We start from the raw sequence: 22,573 nt of genomic DNA on the forward strand, positions 1-22,573 counted from the left end.
ATAAGCTTTATTTTAAAGTTATCTCAAAAGCCAGTGATTATATAAATCATTGGCTTTTGAGATTTCAGGGAATTATTCCAGTCGCTTTTCCATTTCTATAGCGTCTCTTTCTTTTGCAATTTCCAGCTGTAACTCTTGCTCTGTTGGAAGATATGTTTTGTATTTCGATGCAAAAATCTGTTTACTATCGTTCAAAAGACTGTATTTGGCTACTGCTTTATTTTTCTCGGAGCAAAGTATTAATCCAATTGTTGGGTTATCACTTTCCTGCCGCATTTTCTCTTCAAAGATCCGGACATACATATCCATTTGTCCAACATCCTGATGGCTGAGTTTGCCTGTTTTTAAATCAACCAGCAGGAAACATTTGAGAATATAATTGTAAAAAACAAGATCGATAAAAAAGTGCTCTCCAGCTAAGCTTATCCGGTATTGCCTGCTTACAAATGAGAAACCTTTGCCCAGTTCCAATAAAAAACCCTGTAGTTTATCAATAATAGCCTGTTCAAGTCCCTGTTCGTAAAAACTTGTACTAGTGGTTTTCAACTCCAAAAAATCAAGCACATAAGGGTCTTTGATAATATCCTTTGCTTCCATAATTTCTTTCTTGCTTTCCGCTTCAGCTTTTATCAAAGACCTGTCGCCTTTTTGAGTTAATATCATCCTTTCAAAATACAGGCTGTTGAGTTGCCTTTCCAGTGTCCGGGTACTCCAATTTCCATCAATCGCTTCCTGCATATAAAACAATCTGGCATCTTCTCTTTCTGTTTTTAACAGCAGCCTGTAATGGGTCCAGCTCAATTCGGAACGCACTGCGTTCCATTTTGGAAAAACAAAGTAAAACTGTCGTATATAACGCAAATTTCGACTACTAAAGCTTTTTCCATATTCATTGGCTAACCGAACCGATAGCTCTTCAAGTAAAGCTGCTCCGTAACCGGCCTTCTCTTTCCCCCCTTGTTCGTCTTCAACAATTAATTTACCAATTTGCCAATATACCTCAACCATTGTAGCATTAACTGCACGGTAAGCAGTATCTTTTCCTTTTTCTATAACATGCCTGATCTCGCTGTAAAGTTTCTCTATATGAGTTGACAGCATATTATTTGTGATTTCAATACTAATGTTTTCCTTTTGATTCATATTTCTATAATTACATTATTTATATTGCCACAAATCCCGCCCAACAAAGATACTGAGGTAATTACTTTAACTGTTAATTTAAATACGGACTTTAAGATATAATTCACAAAATCTTTAAACACCTCTCTAATTTCATCTTAAAGTAATTATACAAGCCGTCTTCCTATTTAATACCGTACAGCTATATAAATCTCTTTAGCTTTGTCGCTTCATCTTAGCATTGAGGGATTTACTACAATTAAGAGAGATTATTTTAAGTTATGCAAGCAGGTACAATCACGGACACATCTTCATCAAAAGTCCGTTTAACAATCACAAAGTTCGTTACATTCACTTTTCTAGGCTACTTTACCATAGGCCTGTCGCTGGCAGTACTACCCGTTTTCATCCATCAGCAATTAGGTTACAGTCCGATGATTGCAGGTATAGTTATCAGTCTGCAATACGTAACTACTTTTCTGTTCCGTGGATATGCCGGAAACATCGTTGATAAAAGAGGGCCAAAACCGGCAGTACTAATAGGTATGGGCGGATTCGCCATAAGTGGAATACTACTCTTTGTAGCCTATCATTTCAAAGACATACCAGCACTAAGTTTAGGTATACTGGTCTTAACCCGTTTTGTGACCGGTTTTGGAGAAGGACTGATTGGGGCGAGCCCTGTCAACTGGGCAATAATTGCTGTCGGTGATCAGCATACCGGCAAAGCCATATCATTTAATGGTATTGCCAGTTATGGTGCACTCGCTGTAGGAGCACCATTAGGTGTAATCTTACATAACGCTTATGGCATTGGAAGTATTGGTATACTGATTATTATAGTTGGAATAGCAGGATTCTTTTATGCCAGAAGTCAGCAAGCCCTGAAAGGTGATCATAAAGAGCCCAGACAACCCTTTCTTCAAGTATTAAAAACAGTATCACCCTACGGAATCTGCCTTGCCTTAGGAGGCCTTGGATTCGGTACAATTTCTACCTTCATTACCCTTTACTACGCTTCCCTGAACTGGCCCGGCGCAGTCTTATGCCTGTCGGTTTTCAGTCTGTTATTTATTGTTGGCCGTCTTATCTTTGGCCGCTCTATTGAAAAATACGGAGGGATGAAAACATCCATTGCCTGCCTGGCTATAGAATCCCTGGGTCTGTTCATCCTTTCCTTAGCTACTACTCCTCACCTTGCACTGGTTGGTGCCGGAATCGCCGGACTTGGTTTTTCCCTGGTCTTTCCCGCCTTAGGCGTAGAAGCTGTTAAATTAGTCCCTGCCTCTAACAAAGGTGCTGCCCTTGGAGGCTACGGTCTGTTTATAGATTTGTCCCTTGGAGTTACAGGTCCATTAGTCGGAGCTGTAGCCAGTCACTTCGGAATGCTTTATATCTTCCCCTTCAGCATGACTGTTGTATTTATAGGTTTCGTAATGGCAGTACTCATTCATTACCAGCAGAAAAAAATGTAGCACAACCGTTTTTCATATCCCACTCCGAAGAAAGGTTAAGACCGTATAGCCTCCACCGGATCCAACCTCGAAGCCGAGAAAGCCGGCCAAAAACCAGAAATCATGCCTATGACCACGGAAATACCAATCCCCATGATCACGTTTTTCATATATAAAACTACCTCAACCTTCACCGCATATGTAAACACCAGTGTTAAACTATACACCAGGAACAGCCCCAGCAACCCTCCTAAAACACAAAGCGCAACCGCTTCAAACATAAACTGTAATAAAATAAAGTAATTCTTTGCCCCCAGTGACTTCTGTATTCCGATAATATTCGTCCTTTCCTTTACAGAAACGAACATAATATTTGCAATACCGAACCCACCCACTAAAATAGAAAAACCACCAATCACCCAACCCGCTATCCTGACCATTTTAAACATCATATCCAGCTGATTAGAAATCATAGTCGTCTTGTTCAGTGCAAAATCTTCTTCAGCCCCGGGTTTAGTTCTGTGAATAGATCTCATAGCCCCTTCAAGCTCACTTTCAACCTCTTCTAACGGAATACCCGCTTTCCCCCTTACTGTGATCTGAGGCCCGTAATTTCCATTCTGAACATCAAACAATCCACGCGCTAAATTCAAAGGAATCAGTACATTCTTATCCTGAGACATCCCGATCATATCCTCCCCCTCTTTCTTAAACACCCCAACAATCGTCAGCCTGCGTCCCATCACCTTAATCTGTTTACCAACAGCAGGTTCTCCATTAAATAACCCGGTAGCTACATCAGCCCCAACAATGGTAACCGGAGCACCAGACTTACCCTCACTCTCGGTAAAATATCTTCCTTCCTGGAAATCAAGCGTCCAGGTTTTATCATAATCCTGCGTTCCTGCATTCAAAGTTACCCCATTTACAGAACTGCTCCTGTATTTGATCGTTCTGTTACTCGCAGAAGCCTCAAAAGAAATTCCGTCCACATTTTCCATGCGCTCCTTTAAAGCTTCATAATCTCTGATACTCGGATCAGGTCTGTTGATATATTTCCACCACGGATAATCACCCCCAAAACCCCATGGCCATTTCTGGACAAAAAGTGTGTTGGACCCCAGTTTATCGACACTTTCCTGCAACTTGTTCCGCAGCGTATCTACTCCCGAAAAAACTGCAATAATTGTGAATATACCGATTGTGATCCCTAGCAAAGAGAGCATAGTCCGAAGTTTATTCTGACGGAGTGCATCGGCAGCAAACCTGAAACTTTCACCTATAAGTCTGAATATCATCATAATTACACTTTAGATTAAAAAAGGGACAAAAGGTTACAGTCAATTCAGTTTTTTATCAAAAAATCTTTACAAGATGTTTAAGCTCCGGACACAATCTTTCGAAACCATCAACGTTAAAAAACAATAACAATTCCGATGAATTTAAACATAAATTTATCAGAATAAATATTTATACACGAATGAGCATTAAATTTCTTAAATTTGCGGCCTTAATTATTTTATAAAAAACATGAAGTTATCTCAATTTAAGTTTAATCTACCTGAATCATTAGTTGCCAATAATCCTTCAGAACATAGGGACGAAGCCCGTTTAATGGTTTTGCATAAAGAAACCGGTAAAATTGAACATAAAATATTTAAAGATGTTTTAGAGTATTTTGATGATCAGGATGTCATGATTTTGAATAACACCAAAGTTTTTCCTGCACGTTTATACGGTAATAAAGAGAAAACAGGTGCTACAATTGAAGTATTTTTACTACGCGAACTGAATAAAGAATTACGTTTATGGGATGTTTTAGTAGACCCGGCACGTAAAATCCGTGTAGGAAACAAACTTTATTTTGGTGATGACGATTTACTGGTAGCAGAAGTTGTGGACAATACAACCTCACGCGGCCGTACTATCCGTTTCTTATTCGACGGTACTGACGAAGAATTCAGAAAAAACATTGAGATCCTTGGAGAAACTCCACTTCCAAAATATATTAAACGTAAAGCTACCGCTCAGGATAAAGAACGTTACCAGACTATCTTCGCTAAACATGAAGGTGCTGTTGCCGCCCCTACTGCAGGTATGCACTTTAGCCGTGAGTTAATGAAACGTCTGGAATTGAAAGGAATTAATTTTGCAGAAGTAACCCTTCACGTAGGCTTAGGTACTTTCAGATCTGTTGAAGTTGAAGATTTAACGAAACACAAAATGGATTCGGAGCAATTCATCATTGAAGAATCACAAGCTAATATAGTTAACAAAGCATTGAATGAGAAAAGACGTATCTGCGCTGTAGGTACTACTTCTATGCGTGCAATTGAATCAGCTGTTTCTTCAGGAAGAATGCTTAAACCAGCAAATGACTGGACAAGTAAGTTCATTTTCCCTCCATATGACTTCAGTATCGCAAATTCAATGATCACTAACTTCCACACACCAGAATCTACATTATTGATGATGGTCAGTGCATTTGGAGGTTATGACTATGTTAGAAATGCTTACGAAGTTGCATTGAAAGAAAAATACCGTTTCTACAGTTATGGTGATGCAATGCTGATCATCTAATTGCGGTAAACAAACCATGATATTAAATAGGAGGATCTTTAGATCTCTCCTATTTTTTTTGATAAAAAAGCTGTTAAAAATTTATAATTTTAGAAATCCGCTTCAACTTAAGCAGAACTAAAAGGCTTTAATAACAGGTAAACCCAAAAACACAGATGAAATATTATGCTATAATTGTTGCAGGCGGTAAAGGTAACAGGATGAATTTAGCTGTCGCAAAACAATTTTTAGAACTGGATGGCAAGCCTATTTTAATGCACACCCTGGAAGCCTTTTATCAATGTGTCCTAAATCCCGAAATTATTTTAGTGCTGAACATCCACCAACACCTTTTTTGGGAGGAATTATGTACTAAACATGACTTCAAAATACCACACCAGGTTATTAAAGGAGGACAAGAACGCTTTGATTCTGTACGAAATGGGTTGAAAGTTATCAAAGGAAAAGCCATCGTAGCCATACATGATGCTGTACGCCCTTTAATTACAGCAGAAATAATCCTGCAATCTTACCAGATGGCAGCAGAAAAAGGCAATGCAATTACAGCAATACAGCCTGTTGATTCTGTTAGAATAAAGCGTGAGGGGCAGGATTCCGAAGCTTTAAACCGGGATGAACTTTACCTGATTCAAACCCCGCAAACCTTCCAGATCGAGCAGTTAAAGAAGGCTTACCTTCAACCTTACCGCAATGAATTTACAGATGACGCTTCTGTAGTGGAAAGAGCAGGCTTCAATATCCATCTGCTTCAGGGAGAACGTGATAATATTAAAATAACCTATACACAGGATCTGGAACTTGCTTCCTTTCTGTTAAAAAAGAAAGGCTCCTGATTTCTCAGGAGCCTCTATACAAATTTTTCGCTATGTTGATCTTTTAAGCAGCTCTGTTGATTATTTTCAGGATAATTGCAATTACTGCAATCACCAATAATACGTGAATCAGACCTCCTACATCGCCGAAGCCATGGAAGAAAAAGCCGATTACCCATAGAATGATTAACACTACTGCAACTAAATAAAGTAAATTTCCCATAATTGTAATTTTTTTGGTTCGTTAATTAAATGATTAAAAAGTTGAGACAACTCCTGACATTTCATAAACAATCATCGTTCCAAAAAAAGAAAGCCCCATTCACGGAGCTTTCAATTATGCGTATTTAAGAATAACTTTAAATTCTAAGTAAATCTAATATTCGTCTTCATTAAAGAAGAAATCATCTTTAGTCGGATAATCCGGCCAGATTTCTTCGATAGTTTCATACGGTTCACCGTCATCTTCTAATGCTTGCAGGTTTTCAATAACCTCTACAGGTGCACCTGATCTGATACCGTAATCAATAAGTTCGTCTTTTGTTGCAGGCCATGGAGCGTCTTCCAAATGCGATGCTAATTCTAATGTCCAATACATATTCTATACTATTTTATTGTTCTTATTTATTTTGCAAAAGTATATTAAAAATACTGATGAAAACAAATTTTTTTTCCACCATTTTATAACCTTGGTAACCAGATACTTTCATCTGTTTTACTATCAAAAGCAAGCTTCCTTCCCAGCACAAACAGATAATCGCTTAATCTGTTCAGATAGATCGTGACCTTATCGTCAACAAAGCTATCCATAGCCAGATGCACAGTTAACCGCTCAGCCCTTCTGCATATACAACGTGCAATATGACAATAAGAAACCACAGTATTCCCTCCTGGCAGCACAAAATGTTTGAGTTCCGGCAGAATTTCATTCATCTTGTCCATTTCTGCTTCCAGCAGTGTAATATCCGTTAAATTCAAATCAGGGATTTTCATTTTTGACTTTTCAGGATCTGCAGCAAGGGAAGCGCCAATGGTGAATAAACGATCCTGTATTTCCTTTAGTATCTGCTTTGAATGAATATCAATTTCCTGGCACTGGATTAAACCAATGTAGGAATTAAGCTCATCTACGGTACCATAACATTCAATACGCAGATGGAATTTTGGGACTCTTGTCCCACCGATTAAAGAAGTTTCCCCTTTATCTCCGGTCTTGGTATATATCTTCATTAATTATGTCCCATTTTTTCAAAATCTTCCCCTGCCTCCATTAATTTAGAAAGGCGTGGAGAAACAGTTTTGATGTCTGTATTCAAATAATCGTTTTCAATCAGTCCGTCACGCATTCTAACGATCCGGTGTGCATGTAAGGCAATATCCTCCTCGTGTGTAACCAGGATGATTGTATTTCCTTTGCTATGGATTTCTTCCAGCAAGCCCATGATCTCCACCGAAGTCTTGGTATCCAGGTTACCTGTAGGCTCATCGGCCAGGATAATAGAAGGATTGTTAATTAATGCTCTTGCAACAGCCACACGCTGCCGCTGACCGCCTGAAAGTTCATTAGGCTTATGCGTAACCCGGTTTCCTAAACCAACGTTCTCCAGCGCTACTGTAGCCCTTCTGTCCCGTTCTTTTTTAGTAATACCGGCATAAATTAATGGTAAAGCAACATTATCGAGCGAAGTAGACCTTGGCAACAGGTTAAAAGTCTGAAATACAAATCCGATTTCCTGGTTCCTCACTTCTGCCAGCGCATCATCTGTCATTTGACTTACATTGATCCCGTTCAGAATGTAATCCCCTTTACTTGGTGTATCCAAACAGCCCAGAATGTTCATCAAAGTTGATTTTCCTGAACCTGAAGGTCCCATTAAGGCTACAAATTCACCTTTATTAATATTGAGTGAAACTGATTTCAAGGCATGGATAACCTCAGTTCCTATCACGTATTTACGGCCTATTTCCTTAATATCTATTAACGGTTTTTCCATTTGTACCTATGTTTTAACGATGACAAGCTTGATTAGCTTTGAAGGTTAGACAGCGCCGGTGTACTGTTGTTACAAAAAACGAAATTACTTATCCAGTATTTTCGGGACAAGAAAAAAGTCTTCATTGTGCAAAGCCGAATTTTTTAAGCCTTCACTTACAGTAATGTCCTGCTGAACAATATCTTCTCTCCATACATTCACTTCAGGGTTCATGTAAACCAGTGGTGCCACATTTTGAGTATCCAGCTCATTTAGCTTTTCCATAAAAGTCAGGATTTTGTTCATATCAGCCTGCAAAGTTTCCACTTCCTGTTCCGCAATCTCTATTCTTGCAAGGTCTGCCACCTTATAAATCGTTTCTTTAGCTATCTTCATCTGTTTTAAAGTGTATAAATACCCGTCTTCTGCTTCATAGACAGGAATTCAAAAATACTCTTTTGCAGGCAATATTCCACGGTAAAATAAAGCAACATCATTCCAGGTATTTTCTAACATTATAGAGGTCATACACAGCCTGTTCCTAGATAAAAATCAATTATTGAACCTTCGGATGAGTGTTTTTTCTTAATTTTGGCCTTCAGAAACCTATACTGGCAGAAATCACACCTGCCAATTAACATGAATTATTAAAGGTTTCAGCAAAAAAAATCCAGCAAAATGAAAGAAACAGTAGTAAGCGGTATACGTCCAACAGGGAAATTACACCTGGGCAATTATTTTGGCGCAGTAGCCAACTTTATAAAGATGCAGCACGAGTATAATTGTTATTTTTTCATTGCTGATTTACACTCTTTAACTACACATCCTACTCCTGGAGATCTGCATAGCTACGTTAGAAACGTACTGGTAGAATACCTGGCTTGCGGCATCGATCCGGAAACAGCAACGATCTATATCCAGTCTGATGTTCCGGAAGTCACCGAACTTTATCTGTACCTGAACATGAACGCTTATATGGGCGAACTGGAAAGAAGTACTTCTTTTAAGGATAAAGTCCGTTCTCAGCCAGATAATGTGAATGCCGGGTTATTAACTTACCCTGCGCTAATGGCCGCAGATATTCTGATCCATAAAGGCGTTAAAGTTCCTGTAGGAAAAGATCAGGAGCAACACCTTGAAATGACCCGTACTTTTGGAAACCGTTTTAACCGTTTATACAATTCAGATTATTTCCCTGAAGCTTTTGCTTTCAGCTATTCAGCAAACCTGGTTAAAGTACCTGGTCTGGATGGAAAAGGAAAAATGGGAAAATCAGAAGGCGATGCAAATTGCATTTACCTGGCTGATTCTCCGGAAATCATCCGTAAAAAAGTATTAAAAGCTGTATCTGATGGCGGCCCTACTGAAGAGAACCAGCCAAAACCAGAAGCGATTCAAAACTTGTTTGACCTGATGAAAATTGTTTCCTCTGCGGACACCATCGCACACTTTGATGAACTTTACAACAAATGCCAGATCCGCTACGGTGATTTCAAGAAACAGCTGGCTGAAGATATGATTGTATTTAACAGTCCGATACGTGAACGCATTGAAGAAATCTCCAAAGACAGTGATTATCTGCGTAAGGTAGCTAATCTTGGGGCGGAGAAAGCAAGAGAAAGTGCAAGAAGAACAATAAAAGATGTCAGAGAACTGATTGGTTTCAAACCATTTTAATACATTTAGATAATTTAAGCTCATCAGAGGAATCATATGCATATAGCAATAGTTGGCAACATAGGTGCCGGTAAAACTACTTTAACAAGCCTGCTGGCTAAAAATTATGGTTGGGAAGCTTTGTACGAAGAAGTAGACAACAACCCTTATCTGGAAGATTTCTACAGTGATATGAAACGCTGGAGTTTCAATTTGCAAATCTATTTCCTGAACAATCGTTTTCAGCAAATCGTAGATATACAAACCAATAAACGGGATGTGATACAAGACAGAACCATTTATGAGGATGCACATATCTTTGCAGAAAATCTTCATGAAATGGGTTTAATGACCACAAGAGATCATCAGAACTACAGAGATATTTTTGAAAACATCACTTCTTTCATCAAACCACCAGACTTACTGGTTTATCTGCGTGCTTCGGTTCCTACTTTAGTGAACAACATTCAACGCAGAGGACGTGATTATGAAGCGAGTATCCGCCTGGATTACTTGTCAAAATTAAATGAAAAATACGAAGCCTGGATTAAGAATTACTCTCTCGGTAAATTACTGATCCTGGATAAAGACAAATTAGATTTCACGAACAATCCGGAAGATCTGGGTGCGGTGATACAAGCCATAGAAGCAGAAATACACGGACTTTTTTAAAATGGCTAAACTAGGAATTATTCCTGCACGGTACGCGTCAACGCGGTTTCCGGGCAAACCGCTGATCGACATCAACGGTAAAAGTATGATTCAGCGGGTTTATGAACAGGCTTGCAGCTCTGCAAGCCTGGATCAGGTTGTCATTGCTACAGATGATGAAAGGATTATTACTGAAATCAAGCGATTTGGCGGTGTATATGCGCTCACCAGGGCTGACCATCAGAGCGGTACAGATCGTTGCGCTGAGGTGGCCACACAATTCCCGGGCTTTGAGGTGGTCATCAACATCCAGGGAGACGAACCTTATATTGATCCAGTACAGATTGATTTATTGAGCTCCTGCTTTGACGATCCGCAGGTAAAACTGGCTACACTAGTCAAAAAAATATATACAGAAGAAGAATTATTCAATCAGAATATTCCTAAAGTTGTATTGAATGCGAACCAGGAAGCTATTTATTTTAGCCGGCAGACTATTCCTTTCCAAAGGAATACAGCCCCGGAAGATTGGATCAAGACCTTTCAATTTTACAAACATATTGGAATTTACGGTTATACGACTGAAACGCTGTTAAAAATTACTCAACTTGCCCCCTCTTCACTGGAGCTTGCAGAAAGCCTGGAGCAACTCAGATGGCTGGAAAACGGCTACAAAATAAAGACCAAAATAACTGATTTAGAGACATTTGCCGTAGATACACCCGAAGATCTGGAGAAGATCATTAGGATCAAGGGCAATTAATTCCCTATCTTAGGGAGAAAATACCTCTGCATGAAAAGCGTTTATAGTTCCCTTTTAATTTTAGGTCTGTTTTTAACAGCTTGTAACTCCTCAGAGCCAGCTCATTTAAAAGATGCTGCTTCCCATACCAGGACGGCTTTGCGTTCCTTTAGTGATACTACAAAACTCGATACTTTTAAAATTGTCCTGAACGGGGACCAGCCAAAAAATATGGAACTGGTTTTTACCATCACCACACAGGCCGGTCAGCAGGTTTACGCTAAAACTCTGAAGGCCACAGCGCTGCTGGATAACTACAAAGAGAGTCTTGACTTAGGAAAAAAGAAAGAACAGCTGCAATTTATGAGAGAAGAACTCTCCCTTTTCTTTGATGAGGAGAATTTTATTGAACCTGCAGTCACTGAAACAGAAAAACCAGACAATAATACACCGGATAAAAACTTTTTTGAAGAATTAAAAAAAACTGGTGTAAATGGTTTCAAATACCGTTTAGGCAAAGAAAGCAAGGTCTATATTGCCTGGTCTGAACAGGAAAAAAAGGTTAAAAATTATTACGAATGCTGCAAATAACGTAACAATGTTAGTGTATGACAGCTACTCCTGGTAATTGATTGCCCCTGCTCCCTGTTTGAATGGAAAACTGTCAATTAACGCTATATTTTTACCTTAAAACGATAAAGTGAAGAACATACCAACAATTAATCTACCTGACAATCAGATAATTACAATTATAATCCGCTTTATTCAACAATGTGTATACTAATTTCTAAAATTAATATTAGATTTACCTTAGTGTTACGGCCTGGTGTTTTAGCATTAATTTAACTACGCATATTCTAACCAAATATAAAATAGAAAAAGGCCGGGTATATTATCTGGTCTTTTTTTTTGAGCAATAGCGCCATCCAATCACAGTTATTCGATTAGATTCACAATTAGTTTCCCAATTCCACAATATTTCTGTAGCTTTGTATCCCGTACAAAAACAATAAAAACGCCCTTAAAAGCGGCTTTTATTTCACAAACTCACAAACATGACTAAGTATATTTTTGTTACGGGCGGTGTTACTTCCTCTTTAGGTAAGGGCATCATCTCCGCTTCATTGGCCAAACTTTTACAAGCAAGAGGTTACCGTGTAACCATTCAGAAATTCGATCCGTATATCAACATTGATCCGGGAACCTTAAATCCCTATGAACATGGTGAATGCTACGTAACTGAAGACGGTGCTGAAACTGATTTAGATTTAGGTCATTATGAGCGTTTCTTAAATGTACCTACTTCACAGGCTAACAATATCACTACAGGTCGTATTTATCAGAATGTAATCAACAAAGAGCGCCAGGGTGAATACCTTGGAAAAACTGTTCAGGTTGTTCCGCATATCACTGATGAGATTAAACGCAATATGCGTATCCTTGGTGAAACAGGTGACTATGACATCGTGATAACTGAACTTGGTGGAACTGTCGGAGATATAGAGTCTCTTCCTTTCATTGAAGCAGTAAGACAATTTAAATGGGAAGCTGGCGCGAATAACGCAATTGTAATCCACTTAACACTGATCCCTTACCTTGCAGCAGCAGGTGAGCTTAAAACAAAACCTACACAGCACTCAGTTAAAGCATTATTGGAATATGGTATTCAACCAGATATTCTGGTTTGCCGTACAGAACAGCATATCAACATGGACATCCGTAAAAAGATCGCCCTGTTCTGTAATGTAAACGTGAATGCAGTTATTGAATCTATCGATGCTTCCTCTATTTATTCTGTTCCATTGTTAATGATGAAGGAACAACTGGATAAAACAGTATTGAGCAAACTTAAACTGGCACAGAAAAATGAGCCGGATATGGAAAGCTGGAAAGACTTTTTAGGAAGGCTTAAAAATCCAACTTCTGAAGTTAGAATTGGTCTGGTAGGTAAATATGTTGAATTGCCAGATGCTTATAAATCAATTATTGAAGCTTTCATTCATGCAGGTGCTAAAAATGAATGTAAAGTAAGAGTAGAATATATCCCTTCTGAAGAAGTTAATTCAGAAAATACAAAAGAGAAATTAGGTCATCTGGATGGTGTTTTAGTCGCACCAGGATTTGGTAGCCGTGGTATTGAAGGAAAGATTGATGCGATTCGTTACGTTCGTGAAAACAATGTTCCTTTCTTTGGTATTTGTTTAGGTATGCAGTGTGCGGTTATTGAGTTTGGCCGTAATGTACTGGGCTTAAAAACAGCAAATACAACTGAAATTGATGAATTAACAGTTGATCCGGTAATCAATATGATGGAAGATCAGAAAACAGTAACGACTAAAGGTGGTACAATGCGCCTTGGTTCTTACCCATGTGATGTTAAAAAAGGTACTAAAGCATTTGGTGCTTATGGCAAACAACACATCAATGAACGTCACAGACATCGTTATGAGTTTAACAGTGCTTATTTAAGCCAATATGAAGAAGCTGGTATGATCGCTTCAGGTACTAATCCTGACAGTCATTTAGTGGAAATTGTAGAGCTTAAAAACCATCCTTTTTTCGTTGGTGGACAATTTCATCCGGAATTAAAATCAACAGTTGCTAATCCTCACCCACTTTTTGTTAAATTTGTCGCCGCTGCGATGGAGTATGCGAAGAAAAAAACAAACTAATACGCGTTTAAATAACAATAATGGATAAAAATACATTCACAGGATTGTTCCTGATCATGATCGTTTTGGCGGGTTCTTTCTATTTCTTCAAGCCAAGTGAGGCTGAAATGAAGAAAGAACGGGAGCGGATCTCTCTTGATTCCGCTAGTAAAGCTGGTGTTAAACATTCACCTGCTGCCCTTGCTGAAAATGCACCGGCTCCGCAATTAGACTCAGCAGCGCTGAAAGGTCCTTTCGGAACCAGTATTTCTGGTACCGCTACTACCAGCGTATTAGAAAACGAAGCTTTAAAATTAACTTTCACTAATAAAGGTGGTAAAATTAAAGCTGTAGAAGTAAAAGGTGAAAAAACTTACCTGGATAAACCGGTTGTATTGTTTGATGGTGACGAAAATATTTTCGGCTTAACCTTAAACGTTGGCGGTAAACTGGTAAAAACCAATGATCTTTATTTTACAGCAACAAAAACAGCTAATGCAATGGTGATGCGCGCTAATTACAGCGCAGACAAATACATTGAGTTTGTTTATGACTTACAGCCTAAATCTCATAATGTTGGTTTTAACATCAACTTAAAAGGGATGAACCAGGTTATTCAGAGAGATAGTATCACACTGGACTGGGAAACTGTATTACTTCAACAGGAAAAATCGTTGAAAAACGAGCAGCAATATTCTGCGCCTTATTACAAGTATGTAGAAAAGAACCCTGATCACCTGAGCATTGCTAAAGATGAAACAGAGAGTCTGGCTAAAGCTAAAATTGAGTGGATTGCCTTTAAGCAACACTTTTTCTCCGCTGTGCTGATTCCTGCTGATCCTTTTAACAAGGTTAACCTTGCGGTAAGAATTCTGACTGAACCAGGTCATGTAAAAGGATATGCTGCAAAAGTAAACCTTCCTTTCAACCAGCTTGATGCACAAAACTACAAGATGAAGTTCTATTTCGGAACCAATCAGTTCAAAGTGCTGAAAGCTCAGGGACAAGAAATTGAGAAACTGGTAGAAATGGGCTACTGGCCATTGAAATACATCAACAGGTTTGTTGTATTGCCAGTATTTAACTTCCTGGAGAGCTTTGGCTGGAACTACGGCCTGATCATTTTAGTCTTAACTATTGCCTTAAAAGTTGTATTGTCACCACTGACTTACAAGTCTTATATCTCTATGGCTAAAATGAGGATCTTAAAACCAGAAATGGATGAGATTAAAGCCAAAGTAGGTGAAGACAATGCTACTTTATTACAACAGGAATATCTTAAGCTGTATAAACAGGTGGGTGTAAATCCACTCGGTGGTTGTTTACCGATGCTGCTTCAGTTGCCTATCGTAATGGCGTTCTTCTTCTTCTTCCCGAATTTATTCGAATTAAGAGGACAGAGTTTCTTATGGATGCACGACCTTTCAACTTATGATGACTTCATTAAATTTGGATTTACAATTCCATTTATTGGTGATCACTTAAGTTTAATGTGTGTATTGATGACGATCTCTACCTTGATTTATACTTATTTCAATAACCAGGTATCAGGTGCTACCGGACAAATGAAATACATCGGTTATATTATGCCGGTTGTATTCTTAGGTGTACTGAACAGCTACCCTGCTGGTTTGAACTACTATTACTTCCTGGCGAATATGCTAACCTTTGGTCAGCAGTTCCTGATCAAGTCAATGGTTAACGATGAGAAAATTCACAATATTCTGAAGGAAAACAAAAAGAAACCTGAAGAGCAAAAGAAAAAATCTAAGTTCCAGACTCGTTTAGACGATTATATGCGTCAGCAACAACAAGTTAAAACACAAGAAAAAAAGAATAAATAGTATTCAAAAGATCTCAGTAAATGGCCGCTTTTCTCTAAGAAAGGCGGCCATTTCTGTTTTAATACCATTTAGCAATACCTTATTGTTTAGGAATTATGTAAAATTTAATATACAAATGGCATATATTGGTAAAAAATTACAATTTTTAAGGCTGAATTTAAATCCCAACCCCTCAATTATGCAGAAAAACCTTACTCTTCTTCTCTTATTCTTTGCGAGCGCTGCCTTCGCCCAGAAAAAACCATTGGACCATACGGTCTATGATTCATGGGAAAATGTCGGCGTTAAACAGTTATCAGACAATGGGCAATGGGCGGCTTATTCCATCGTTAAACAAGAAGGCGATGCCAACCTGTACCTGAACAACCTGGCAAATACCACTAAAATACATATACCAAGAGGTGAAAGACTAACGTTTAGCGCAGACTCCAAGTTTGCCGCTTTTTTAATTAAGCCTTTATTTGCGACTACACGCCAGGAAAAAATTAAAAAGAAAAAAGCAGATGAAATGACCAAAGACTCTTTAGGTTTTGTGAACCTGAGTACTGCTGCAATTCTTAAATTACCGAGAATAAAATCATTCAAAATACCTGAAAATGCAGGAAATTACCTTGCTTATCAGAAAGAACCTATTTTAGATACTACTAAGAAAGCAAAGTCTGCTGCCGAAGAAAAAGAAGACGGAGCAAATGATTTCTTAGTGAAGGATGAAAAAAAGGATGCTGCTAATAAAGCAGGCTCTGATTTAGTTTTAAGAAACCTGTTAACCGGTACCGAGAGAACTTTTAAATACGTTACTGAATATGAATTCAGTAAAAACGGTAAACAACTGGTTTATAACTGCGTTGGCTCTAAGAAAGATAAAACAGCAAAACCTGGTGTATTCTTATTGAATACTGAAAAAGGAACTGTTAAAACGCTGGTTAGTGCTAAAGGCAATTTCAAGGGTTTCATCTTCGATGAGGCAAGTGAGCAAGTGGCCTTTTTAGGGGAAACTTCTCCGGAGAAAAAAGAGATCAAAGATTACAGCATTTACTTTAATTCACTTACACTGGATACTGCGCAAGCTTTAGTAGATTATGAAATTGATGGTATGCCCGCTAAATGGTCAGTAAGCGGAGACGGAAAACTGACTTTTAGTAAAGACGGAAACAAATTATTTTTCGGCATTGCGCCAATTAAAAAAGAGAAAGATACCACACTGGTAGATTTTGAACATGCTAAATTAGACATCTGGGGATATAAAGATGACTATTTGCAGCCTATACAGCTGAAAAACGCAGATAAAGAGGCTAAGAGAAGTTATCTTTCGGTTATTGACATCTTTAGCAGCGATCCTAAAATCGTTCCTTTAACAGACCTTAAACTTCCTGAAGCAAGCATAGTTAAAGAAGGTGATGCTAACTTTGTGCTGGCCTCTACAAATTACGGAAATCGTTTACAGGCACAATGGACAGGTTCTACAGTGAGTGATTATTATTTAGTCGACACTAAAACCGGTACAAGAAAGAAAGTTATCTCGGCTTTAGACGGTCAGGCAACTGTTTCTCCAGCTGGAAATTATGTGCTGTTTTACAACAATAAAACAGGAATATGGTCTGCTTATGCTGTAGCTACAGGAAAAACTGCCGCATTAAATACCAACACTGCTGTTAAATTCGCCGACGAAGATAACGACGTACCGGATGATCCAAGAGTATATGGACTTGCAGGATGGACTGAAGAAGATAAGCAGGTTTTAATCTATGATAAATACGACATCTGGAGCTTTACACCAGATGGAAAAACTGCCCCTAAGAACATGACCAATGGTTTTGGAAGACAGAATAATATTACTTTCCGTTATGAAAACCTGGACACGACTGTAAAATTCATCAGTAAAAAAGATGATATGTGGTTAAGTGCCTATAATAATGTTACTAAAGAAAAAGGGTTCTACAAAACAAAAGCAGGAGATACTAAAAGCCCTGAGCTGGCTGTAATGGCTAAGTTCAAATACTCTCCATTAGTTAAAGCAAAATCAGCTGAGCGTTTTATCTACGACAAAGCAAGCTATACTGCTTCACCTAATGTTTATGTATCTACCGATTTAAAAACTGAAACTAAGTTAAGCAATACCAATCCGCAGCAACAAAATTATAACTGGGGAACGGCAGAACTAGTTAAATGGACTACGCCAAAAGGTTATAAAGCAGAAGGTATTTTATACAAGCCGGAGAACTTTGATCCGAATAAAAAGTACCCGGTGATTGCTTATTTCTATGAAAAATTAACGGACGGGCTTTACAATTACCAGGCTCCTGCCCCTACTCCATCAAGATTGAATATTTCATTCTTTGTAAGTAATGGCTATCTGGTATTTGCACCGGATATTAGTTATGAAAAAGGATACCCGGGAAAATCTGCTGAAGAATATATCAATTCAGGTGTAGAATCATTGAAAAAGAACAGCTGGGTTGACGGAACCAAAATCGGTATCCAGGGTCAAAGCTGGGGAGGTTACCAGGTTGCACACTTAATTACAGCTACCAATATGTATGCTGCTGCATGGGCAGGTGCGCCTGTAGTTAACATGACTTCTGCTTATGGCGGTATCCGCTGGGAATCTGGAATGAACAGACAATTCCAATATGAGAAAACACAAAGCAGAATTGGTGCTACTTTATGGGAAAAACCAGAATTATACATTGAGAACTCACCACTTTTCTCTTTACCAAAAGTGACTACTCCGGTAGTGATCATGTCTAATGACGCTGATGGAGCTGTGCCATGGTACCAGGGAATTGAAATGTTTACTGCTTTAAAAAGATTAGGTAAACCAGCATGGTTATTAAATTATAACAATGAAGCGCATAACCTGGTGCTTCGTCAAAATAGAAAAGATATTCAAATTCGCGAACAGCAGTTTTTTGATTATTACCTGAAAGGTGCCAAAGCACCCGTATGGATGACTGGCGGGATACCAGCTACAGAAAAAGGTAAAACATGGGGTTTTGAGCTGACCAACGACAAGCCTTAACTCAAATTATTCGTTTTGATTATAAAAAAGGGTCTGTATTCTGATGAATACAGATCCTTTTTTTTTACATTCATGGCTTCAAACTAAAATATGGCTTTAAATTATCTATGGATTGCGTTTTTTCTGATCGCATTCGTTGTGGCACTCATCAGGTTAATCTTTTTCGGTGATACAGAAATATTCAAACTGATTGTAGATGGTACATTTGAATCTGCAAAGGTGGGTGTTATGGATATTGCGCTGCCGCTGGTAGGTATTATGACCTTATGGCTGGGCATTATGAATATCGGTGAAAAAGCCGGGGCTATCAATTTCCTGTCCCGCATTATCGGTCCTTTTTTTAGCCGTATCTTTCCTGAAGTACCAAAAAACCATCCTGCTACCGGACATATGGTGATGAATTTCTCTGCCAATTTACTGGGTCTGGATAATGCTGCTACTCCTTTTGGTTTGAAAGCTATGCAAAGTTTACAGGAAATTAACCCCGATAAAGATACCGCCAGCAATGCGCAGATTATGTTTTTAGTCCTGCATACTTCCGGCCTTACGCTGATCCCCTTGAGTATTATGGCGCAGCGGGCTATTCTGGGAGCTGCAGATCCGGCAGATATATTTATTCCTTGTATGATCGCCACTTATGTAGCTACCCTGGTAGGCCTGATAGCCGTTGCAATCAAGCAAAAGATCAACCTGTTTAATACCGTAGTCATTTCCTGGTTAGGCGGTATTACCGTGTTTCTGGTAGGCATGATCTATTATTTCACGAACTTCCTGACTAAGGAACAGATTGAGGTTGTTTCCCGGGTCGCTTCTAATTTTATCCTTTTCTCTATTATTATTGCTTTTATTCTGGGTGCTGTCCGTAAAAAGGTGAATGTATATGATGCATTTATTGAAGGGGCAAAAAATGGTTTTACCACTTGTATTACGATTATACCTTATCTGGTAGGGATGCTGGTCGCGATTGGTGTATTAAGAAATTCCGGCGTATTGGGTTATATTGTTGATGGCTTTACCTGGTGTTTTGTACACCTGGGTGTCAATACTGACTTTACGCCTGCCCTGCCAACTGCGCTGATTAAACCATTAAGCGGAAGTGGTGCAAAAGCGATGATGGTAGATACGATGAAAACTTTTGGTCCTGATTCATTTGTAGGCCGCCTGTCTTGTGTATTTAACGGCTCTGCGGATACTACTTTTTATATTGTTGCCCTGTATTTTGGTTCAGTAGGTATTAAGCGTACACGTTATGCAATTCCATTTGGCTTGATTGCAGATTTAGCCGGAATTATTGCTGCTGTATTTGTCGCTTATTTATTTTTCCATTAGCCTTTGAAATCAGGCCGATTTATGGCTGTTGAGAGAGTTGATGATTTTTTCCAGTATTCCGGGTTCTACACTCGTATATCTGGAAGAACGCCAGGTAGAAGAAGGTTGATCAAGCCAGATGCAAAATGAGTGGTAACCTTCCACTATTACGGCATAGGTTTCATGAAAATCGTCCTGGATCTGAAGGCAAAAACCGCTGACAGGTTTGCCTTGTACATCAAACTGGAAGTTGAGATAATTACTTAACATAGTCATAATTGGTTAGTTGGTCTATCATAACAAATATGGTTATCAAATGTTTAACTAATTTTAAGCCGGCAACATTTTTCTGTTAAGTTCCTGCTTATTTTAAGCTTAAATTTAACCACAAAAATAACCTTATGGATAAGAAACAAATCACAGCAGTTACCGAATTGGATCGTTCACATTACCTGACCAAAGTTTATGCAGGCGGACATTTTATTTATGCGGACGAACCAACCGATGTTGGCGGAACTGATGAAGGGATGAATCCCGGTGCGCTGCTTTTAGCCAGCTTAGGGAGCTGTACAGCAATTACGATCAGAATGTATGCAGATCGGAAAGAAATGGCACTGGATACTATTAAAATCCATCTGGCTATATGTAATGAGCAAGAAATGAGCACAACCACCAAGATTACACGTAAAATTGAATTTGGTGGGGAGCTTTCTGAGGCAGAAATAACCAGGTTAATGCAGATCGCAGATAAATGCCCTATTCATAAAATGTTGAGCAATCCTATACAAATAGAAACAACCTTGGCATAAATTTTTGAATAACCTGCTATATTACTAAATTTATTAGCACATTTGTATATACCTATAGCTCAATAAATGTTGAAATACGCAGTAGTCGATATTGAAACTACCGGTGGTTTTGCCGCCGGTAACGGGATCACAGAAATCTCTATTCTCATTCATGATGGTTCAAAAGTCATAGATAGTTTTGAAACCTTAATTAATCCTCAGCAGGATATACCTATCTATATCCAGACCTTAACCGGCATCAGTGATGATATGGTTCGCAGCGCCCCTCTGTTTGAAGAAGTTGCGCCTAAAATTTATGAGCTTTTAAAGGATAAGATTTTTGTAGCGCATAATGTAAACTTCGATTTCTCTTTTGTGAGGCATCAGCTTGCGCAGTCAGGATTTGTCTTGCAATCGAAAAAGCTGTGTACGGTAAGAATGAGCAGAAAAATCGTTCCCGGACTTTCTTCTTATAGTTTAGGTAAGCTCTGCACTTCACTTGGTATTCCATTAAATGACCGTCACCGTGCTGGTGGTGACGCGGCAGCAACAGCCTTATTGTTAAACCTGTTGTTAGAGAAGGATGTGGCCGGCCTGATTCCGCTTTCCTTATTGAAAAGTTCAAAAGAACAGGTTTTGCCCCCAAACTTATCAAAGGATAGTATTGATGCTCTACCAGATCAGCCCGGCGTATATTATTTCAAAGATCAAAAAGGGAAGATCATCTATGTTGGTAAAGCTATAAATATCAAGAAGAGGGTATATTCCCATTTCTCAGGAAATAAAATCAATCAGCAAAGACAAGATTTCCTTAAGGAAATTCACGAGGTAGATTTTACTATTTGCGGCACTGAATTAATGGCATTGATCCTGGAAGCTTCAGAAATACAGAAACACTGGCCAGAAAAGAACAGAGCTTTAAAGCGCTTTGAGCAGAAATATGCTTTATATGATTTCGAAGACCAGAAAGGTTATATACGGCTGGGAATTGATAAGTATAAGAAACACAGTCCTGCTTTATATACTTTTAACAGTTTGCTGTCCGGACAAAGTATGTTAAGGGGAATGATCAACGAACATACTTTATGTGAAAAGTTATGTTTTATTCAGAAGAACAGGCTGGCTTGTACCGCGCACGAGAAAGGAAATTGTCATGGCGCTTGCCTGGGAATTGAAGATCCGGCAGCGTATAATTTAAGAGTTAATGAGGCTATTGCGCATTTAAAAGTTGCACTTCCCTCCTTTGCGTTGATAGATTCAGGTAGAAATAAGGAAGAAAAAAGCTGTCTATGGGTAGAAGAAGGTAAATTTTATGGGATGGGTTATATTTCTTTTCATAGCGACATCACTGATATAGAAAATCTAAAATCTTGTATAGTTCCTTATACATCAAATGATTATATTCTGAATATGGTTCTTTCTTATGCAGAATCCCATCCTCAGCAAAGAATAGAGATCTCAAAATCTATGCAATTCTAGAATTATTTTAAAATAGATTTGCGTTTAAAGTACTTTAATCTTACCTTTGTCGTCCCTAACAAAGGGAAACGCATCCATAGCTCAGCTGGATAGAGCAACGGTTTTCTAAACCGTAGGTCATAGGTTCGAATCCTATTGGGTGTACAAGAGATTTATCTCTTAATTAAAGGCGACGTTGCTCCAGACGTTGCCTTTTTTTTGTATAAAAACGTTTTTGGACACAACGGATCAATCCTTACCTACTCCTTCACAATCACATCTGGGATCAAGTCATCAACTTTTGGAGCAGGGTCTTTTTAAGGATCAAGCGGAATTCTTGGGGGGAGATAAATTTTAAGCATATATTTTCGATAACCTGAACAGAAAGTCTTTGCTGTCACGGATGCTGTTATGCCTCTGGAAGTTGCGCTGAAAGCTTTCAATTTGCATGGGAATGACTCAGCCGAAACAAGGCCGGGCTGTTAGTAAATAAATTCAAAATAGCTTAATAATAG

The 22,573-nt window shown here is 38.7% G+C and carries 21 protein-coding genes and 1 tRNA gene; 14 read left to right on the forward strand and 8 right to left on the reverse strand.

Features of this window, described 5'->3' with window-relative positions:
* Window positions 1–72: 72 nt before the first annotated feature.
* Complete coding sequence (locus LY11_RS04555; protein WP_245952603.1) at window positions 73–1,143, reverse strand: PDDEXK nuclease domain-containing protein; 1,071 nt, start codon at window positions 1,141–1,143, stop codon at window positions 73–75.
* A gap of 260 nt (window positions 1,144–1,403) precedes the next feature.
* Here LY11_RS04555 and LY11_RS04560 point away from each other — a divergent pair, with 260 nt between their 5' ends.
* Window positions 1,404–2,597, forward strand: a complete 1,194-nt coding sequence (locus LY11_RS04560; protein WP_111632535.1) for an MFS transporter — start codon at window positions 1,404–1,406, stop codon at window positions 2,595–2,597.
* Between the two features lie 35 nt (window positions 2,598–2,632).
* On the opposite strand, the gene LY11_RS04565 is transcribed toward LY11_RS04560, so the two are convergent.
* Window positions 2,633–3,877, reverse strand: a complete 1,245-nt coding sequence (locus LY11_RS04565) for an ABC transporter permease (RefSeq protein ID WP_111632536.1) — start codon at window positions 3,875–3,877, stop codon at window positions 2,633–2,635.
* A 229-nt stretch (window positions 3,878–4,106) separates the two neighbouring features.
* Between LY11_RS04565 and queA the strand changes: the two genes are divergently transcribed.
* Together queA and LY11_RS04575 are read left to right on the forward strand one after the other, a co-directional pair.
* Window positions 4,107–5,156, forward strand: coding sequence for a tRNA preQ1(34) S-adenosylmethionine ribosyltransferase-isomerase QueA (queA, locus tag LY11_RS04570; RefSeq protein ID WP_068396357.1), 1,050 nt, complete (start codon window positions 4,107–4,109; stop codon window positions 5,154–5,156).
* A gap of 155 nt (window positions 5,157–5,311) precedes the next feature.
* Entirely contained in the window at window positions 5,312–5,989 is a 678-nt protein-coding gene (locus LY11_RS04575) for a 2-C-methyl-D-erythritol 4-phosphate cytidylyltransferase (protein ID WP_111632537.1), read from the forward strand.
* Window positions 5,990–6,032: 43 nt separating this feature from the next.
* Here the strand turns inward: LY11_RS04575 and LY11_RS04580 are convergent, their stop codons facing one another.
* The 5 genes from LY11_RS04580 to gatC all read right to left on the reverse strand — a co-directional run bounded on the left by LY11_RS04580 (window position 6,033) and on the right by gatC (window position 8,337).
* Window positions 6,033–6,191 (reverse strand): lmo0937 family membrane protein, encoded by a 159-nt coding sequence (locus LY11_RS04580; protein WP_111632538.1) that lies wholly within the window; start codon window positions 6,189–6,191, stop codon window positions 6,033–6,035.
* Between the two features lie 153 nt (window positions 6,192–6,344).
* The gene (locus tag LY11_RS04585) at window positions 6,345–6,566 is read right to left on the reverse strand and encodes a DUF2795 domain-containing protein (RefSeq protein WP_008240955.1); all 222 of its coding nucleotides are present in this window, start codon (window positions 6,564–6,566) and stop codon (window positions 6,345–6,347) included.
* 83 nt (window positions 6,567–6,649) lie between these two features.
* On the reverse strand, window positions 6,650–7,198 hold the full coding sequence (locus LY11_RS04590; RefSeq protein WP_111632539.1) for a cob(I)yrinic acid a,c-diamide adenosyltransferase: 549 nt from the start codon (window positions 7,196–7,198) through the stop codon (window positions 6,650–6,652).
* Window positions 7,198–7,962, reverse strand: coding sequence for an ABC transporter ATP-binding protein (locus LY11_RS04595; RefSeq protein ID WP_068396348.1), 765 nt, complete (start codon window positions 7,960–7,962; stop codon window positions 7,198–7,200). Before LY11_RS04595 ends, LY11_RS04590 begins: the two co-directional genes overlap by 1 nt.
* Before the next feature lie 84 nt (window positions 7,963–8,046).
* Window positions 8,047–8,337, reverse strand: a complete 291-nt coding sequence (gene gatC, locus LY11_RS04600) for an Asp-tRNA(Asn)/Glu-tRNA(Gln) amidotransferase subunit GatC (RefSeq protein ID WP_111632540.1) — start codon at window positions 8,335–8,337, stop codon at window positions 8,047–8,049.
* Window positions 8,338–8,619: 282 nt separating this feature from the next.
* Between gatC and trpS the strand changes: the two genes are divergently transcribed.
* The 8 genes from trpS (at window position 8,620) to LY11_RS04640 (ending at window position 19,833) form a co-directional block, all read left to right on the forward strand.
* A complete protein-coding gene (gene trpS, locus LY11_RS04605; RefSeq protein WP_111632541.1) occupies window positions 8,620–9,618 on the forward strand; it encodes a tryptophan--tRNA ligase in 999 nt (332 codons plus the stop codon).
* 36 nt (window positions 9,619–9,654) lie between these two features.
* Complete coding sequence (locus LY11_RS04610; RefSeq protein ID WP_111632542.1) at window positions 9,655–10,269, forward strand: deoxynucleoside kinase; 615 nt, start codon at window positions 9,655–9,657, stop codon at window positions 10,267–10,269.
* Between the two features lies 1 nt (window position 10,270).
* Window positions 10,271–11,011 (forward strand): 3-deoxy-manno-octulosonate cytidylyltransferase, encoded by a 741-nt coding sequence (kdsB, locus tag LY11_RS04615; protein WP_111632543.1) that lies wholly within the window; start codon window positions 10,271–10,273, stop codon window positions 11,009–11,011.
* 30 nt (window positions 11,012–11,041) lie between these two features.
* On the forward strand, window positions 11,042–11,581 hold the full coding sequence (locus LY11_RS04620) for a hypothetical protein (protein ID WP_111632544.1): 540 nt from the start codon (window positions 11,042–11,044) through the stop codon (window positions 11,579–11,581).
* Window positions 11,582–12,045: 464 nt separating this feature from the next.
* Window positions 12,046–13,662: a CTP synthase gene (locus LY11_RS04625; protein WP_111632545.1), complete on the forward strand. Its 1,617-nt coding sequence runs from the start codon at window positions 12,046–12,048 to the stop codon at window positions 13,660–13,662.
* A 20-nt stretch (window positions 13,663–13,682) separates the two neighbouring features.
* Window positions 13,683–15,485 (forward strand): membrane protein insertase YidC, encoded by a 1,803-nt coding sequence (gene yidC / locus LY11_RS04630; protein WP_111632546.1) that lies wholly within the window; start codon window positions 13,683–13,685, stop codon window positions 15,483–15,485.
* Window positions 15,486–15,663: 178 nt separating this feature from the next.
* Window positions 15,664–18,504 carry a S9 family peptidase gene (locus LY11_RS04635; protein ID WP_111632660.1) on the forward strand — a complete coding sequence of 947 codons (2,841 nt, stop codon included), beginning with the start codon at window positions 15,664–15,666 and terminating at the stop codon, window positions 18,502–18,504.
* Window positions 18,505–18,594: 90 nt separating this feature from the next.
* A complete protein-coding gene (locus LY11_RS04640; protein ID WP_111632547.1) occupies window positions 18,595–19,833 on the forward strand; it encodes a nucleoside recognition domain-containing protein in 1,239 nt (412 codons plus the stop codon).
* A 9-nt stretch (window positions 19,834–19,842) separates the two neighbouring features.
* Here LY11_RS04640 and LY11_RS04645 read toward each other — a convergent pair whose 3' ends face one another.
* A complete protein-coding gene (locus LY11_RS04645; RefSeq protein WP_111632548.1) occupies window positions 19,843–20,082 on the reverse strand; it encodes a hypothetical protein in 240 nt (79 codons plus the stop codon).
* Between the two features lie 131 nt (window positions 20,083–20,213).
* On the opposite strand from LY11_RS04645, the gene LY11_RS04650 reads away from it, so the two are divergent.
* From LY11_RS04650 to LY11_RS04660, 3 genes are all read left to right on the forward strand, one after another.
* Window positions 20,214–20,621, forward strand: coding sequence for an OsmC family protein (locus LY11_RS04650; RefSeq protein WP_111632549.1), 408 nt, complete (start codon window positions 20,214–20,216; stop codon window positions 20,619–20,621).
* Window positions 20,622–20,687: 66 nt separating this feature from the next.
* The gene (locus LY11_RS04655) at window positions 20,688–22,079 is read left to right on the forward strand and encodes an exonuclease domain-containing protein (RefSeq protein ID WP_317047977.1); all 1,392 of its coding nucleotides are present in this window, start codon (window positions 20,688–20,690) and stop codon (window positions 22,077–22,079) included.
* A gap of 70 nt (window positions 22,080–22,149) precedes the next feature.
* Window positions 22,150–22,223: transfer RNA gene (locus tag LY11_RS04660), tRNA-Arg, on the forward strand.
* Window positions 22,224–22,573 lie beyond the last annotated feature (350 nt).

This window comes from Pedobacter cryoconitis, from assembly GCF_003259615.1.
Taxonomy (GTDB): domain Bacteria; phylum Bacteroidota; class Bacteroidia; order Sphingobacteriales; family Sphingobacteriaceae; genus Pedobacter; species Pedobacter cryoconitis.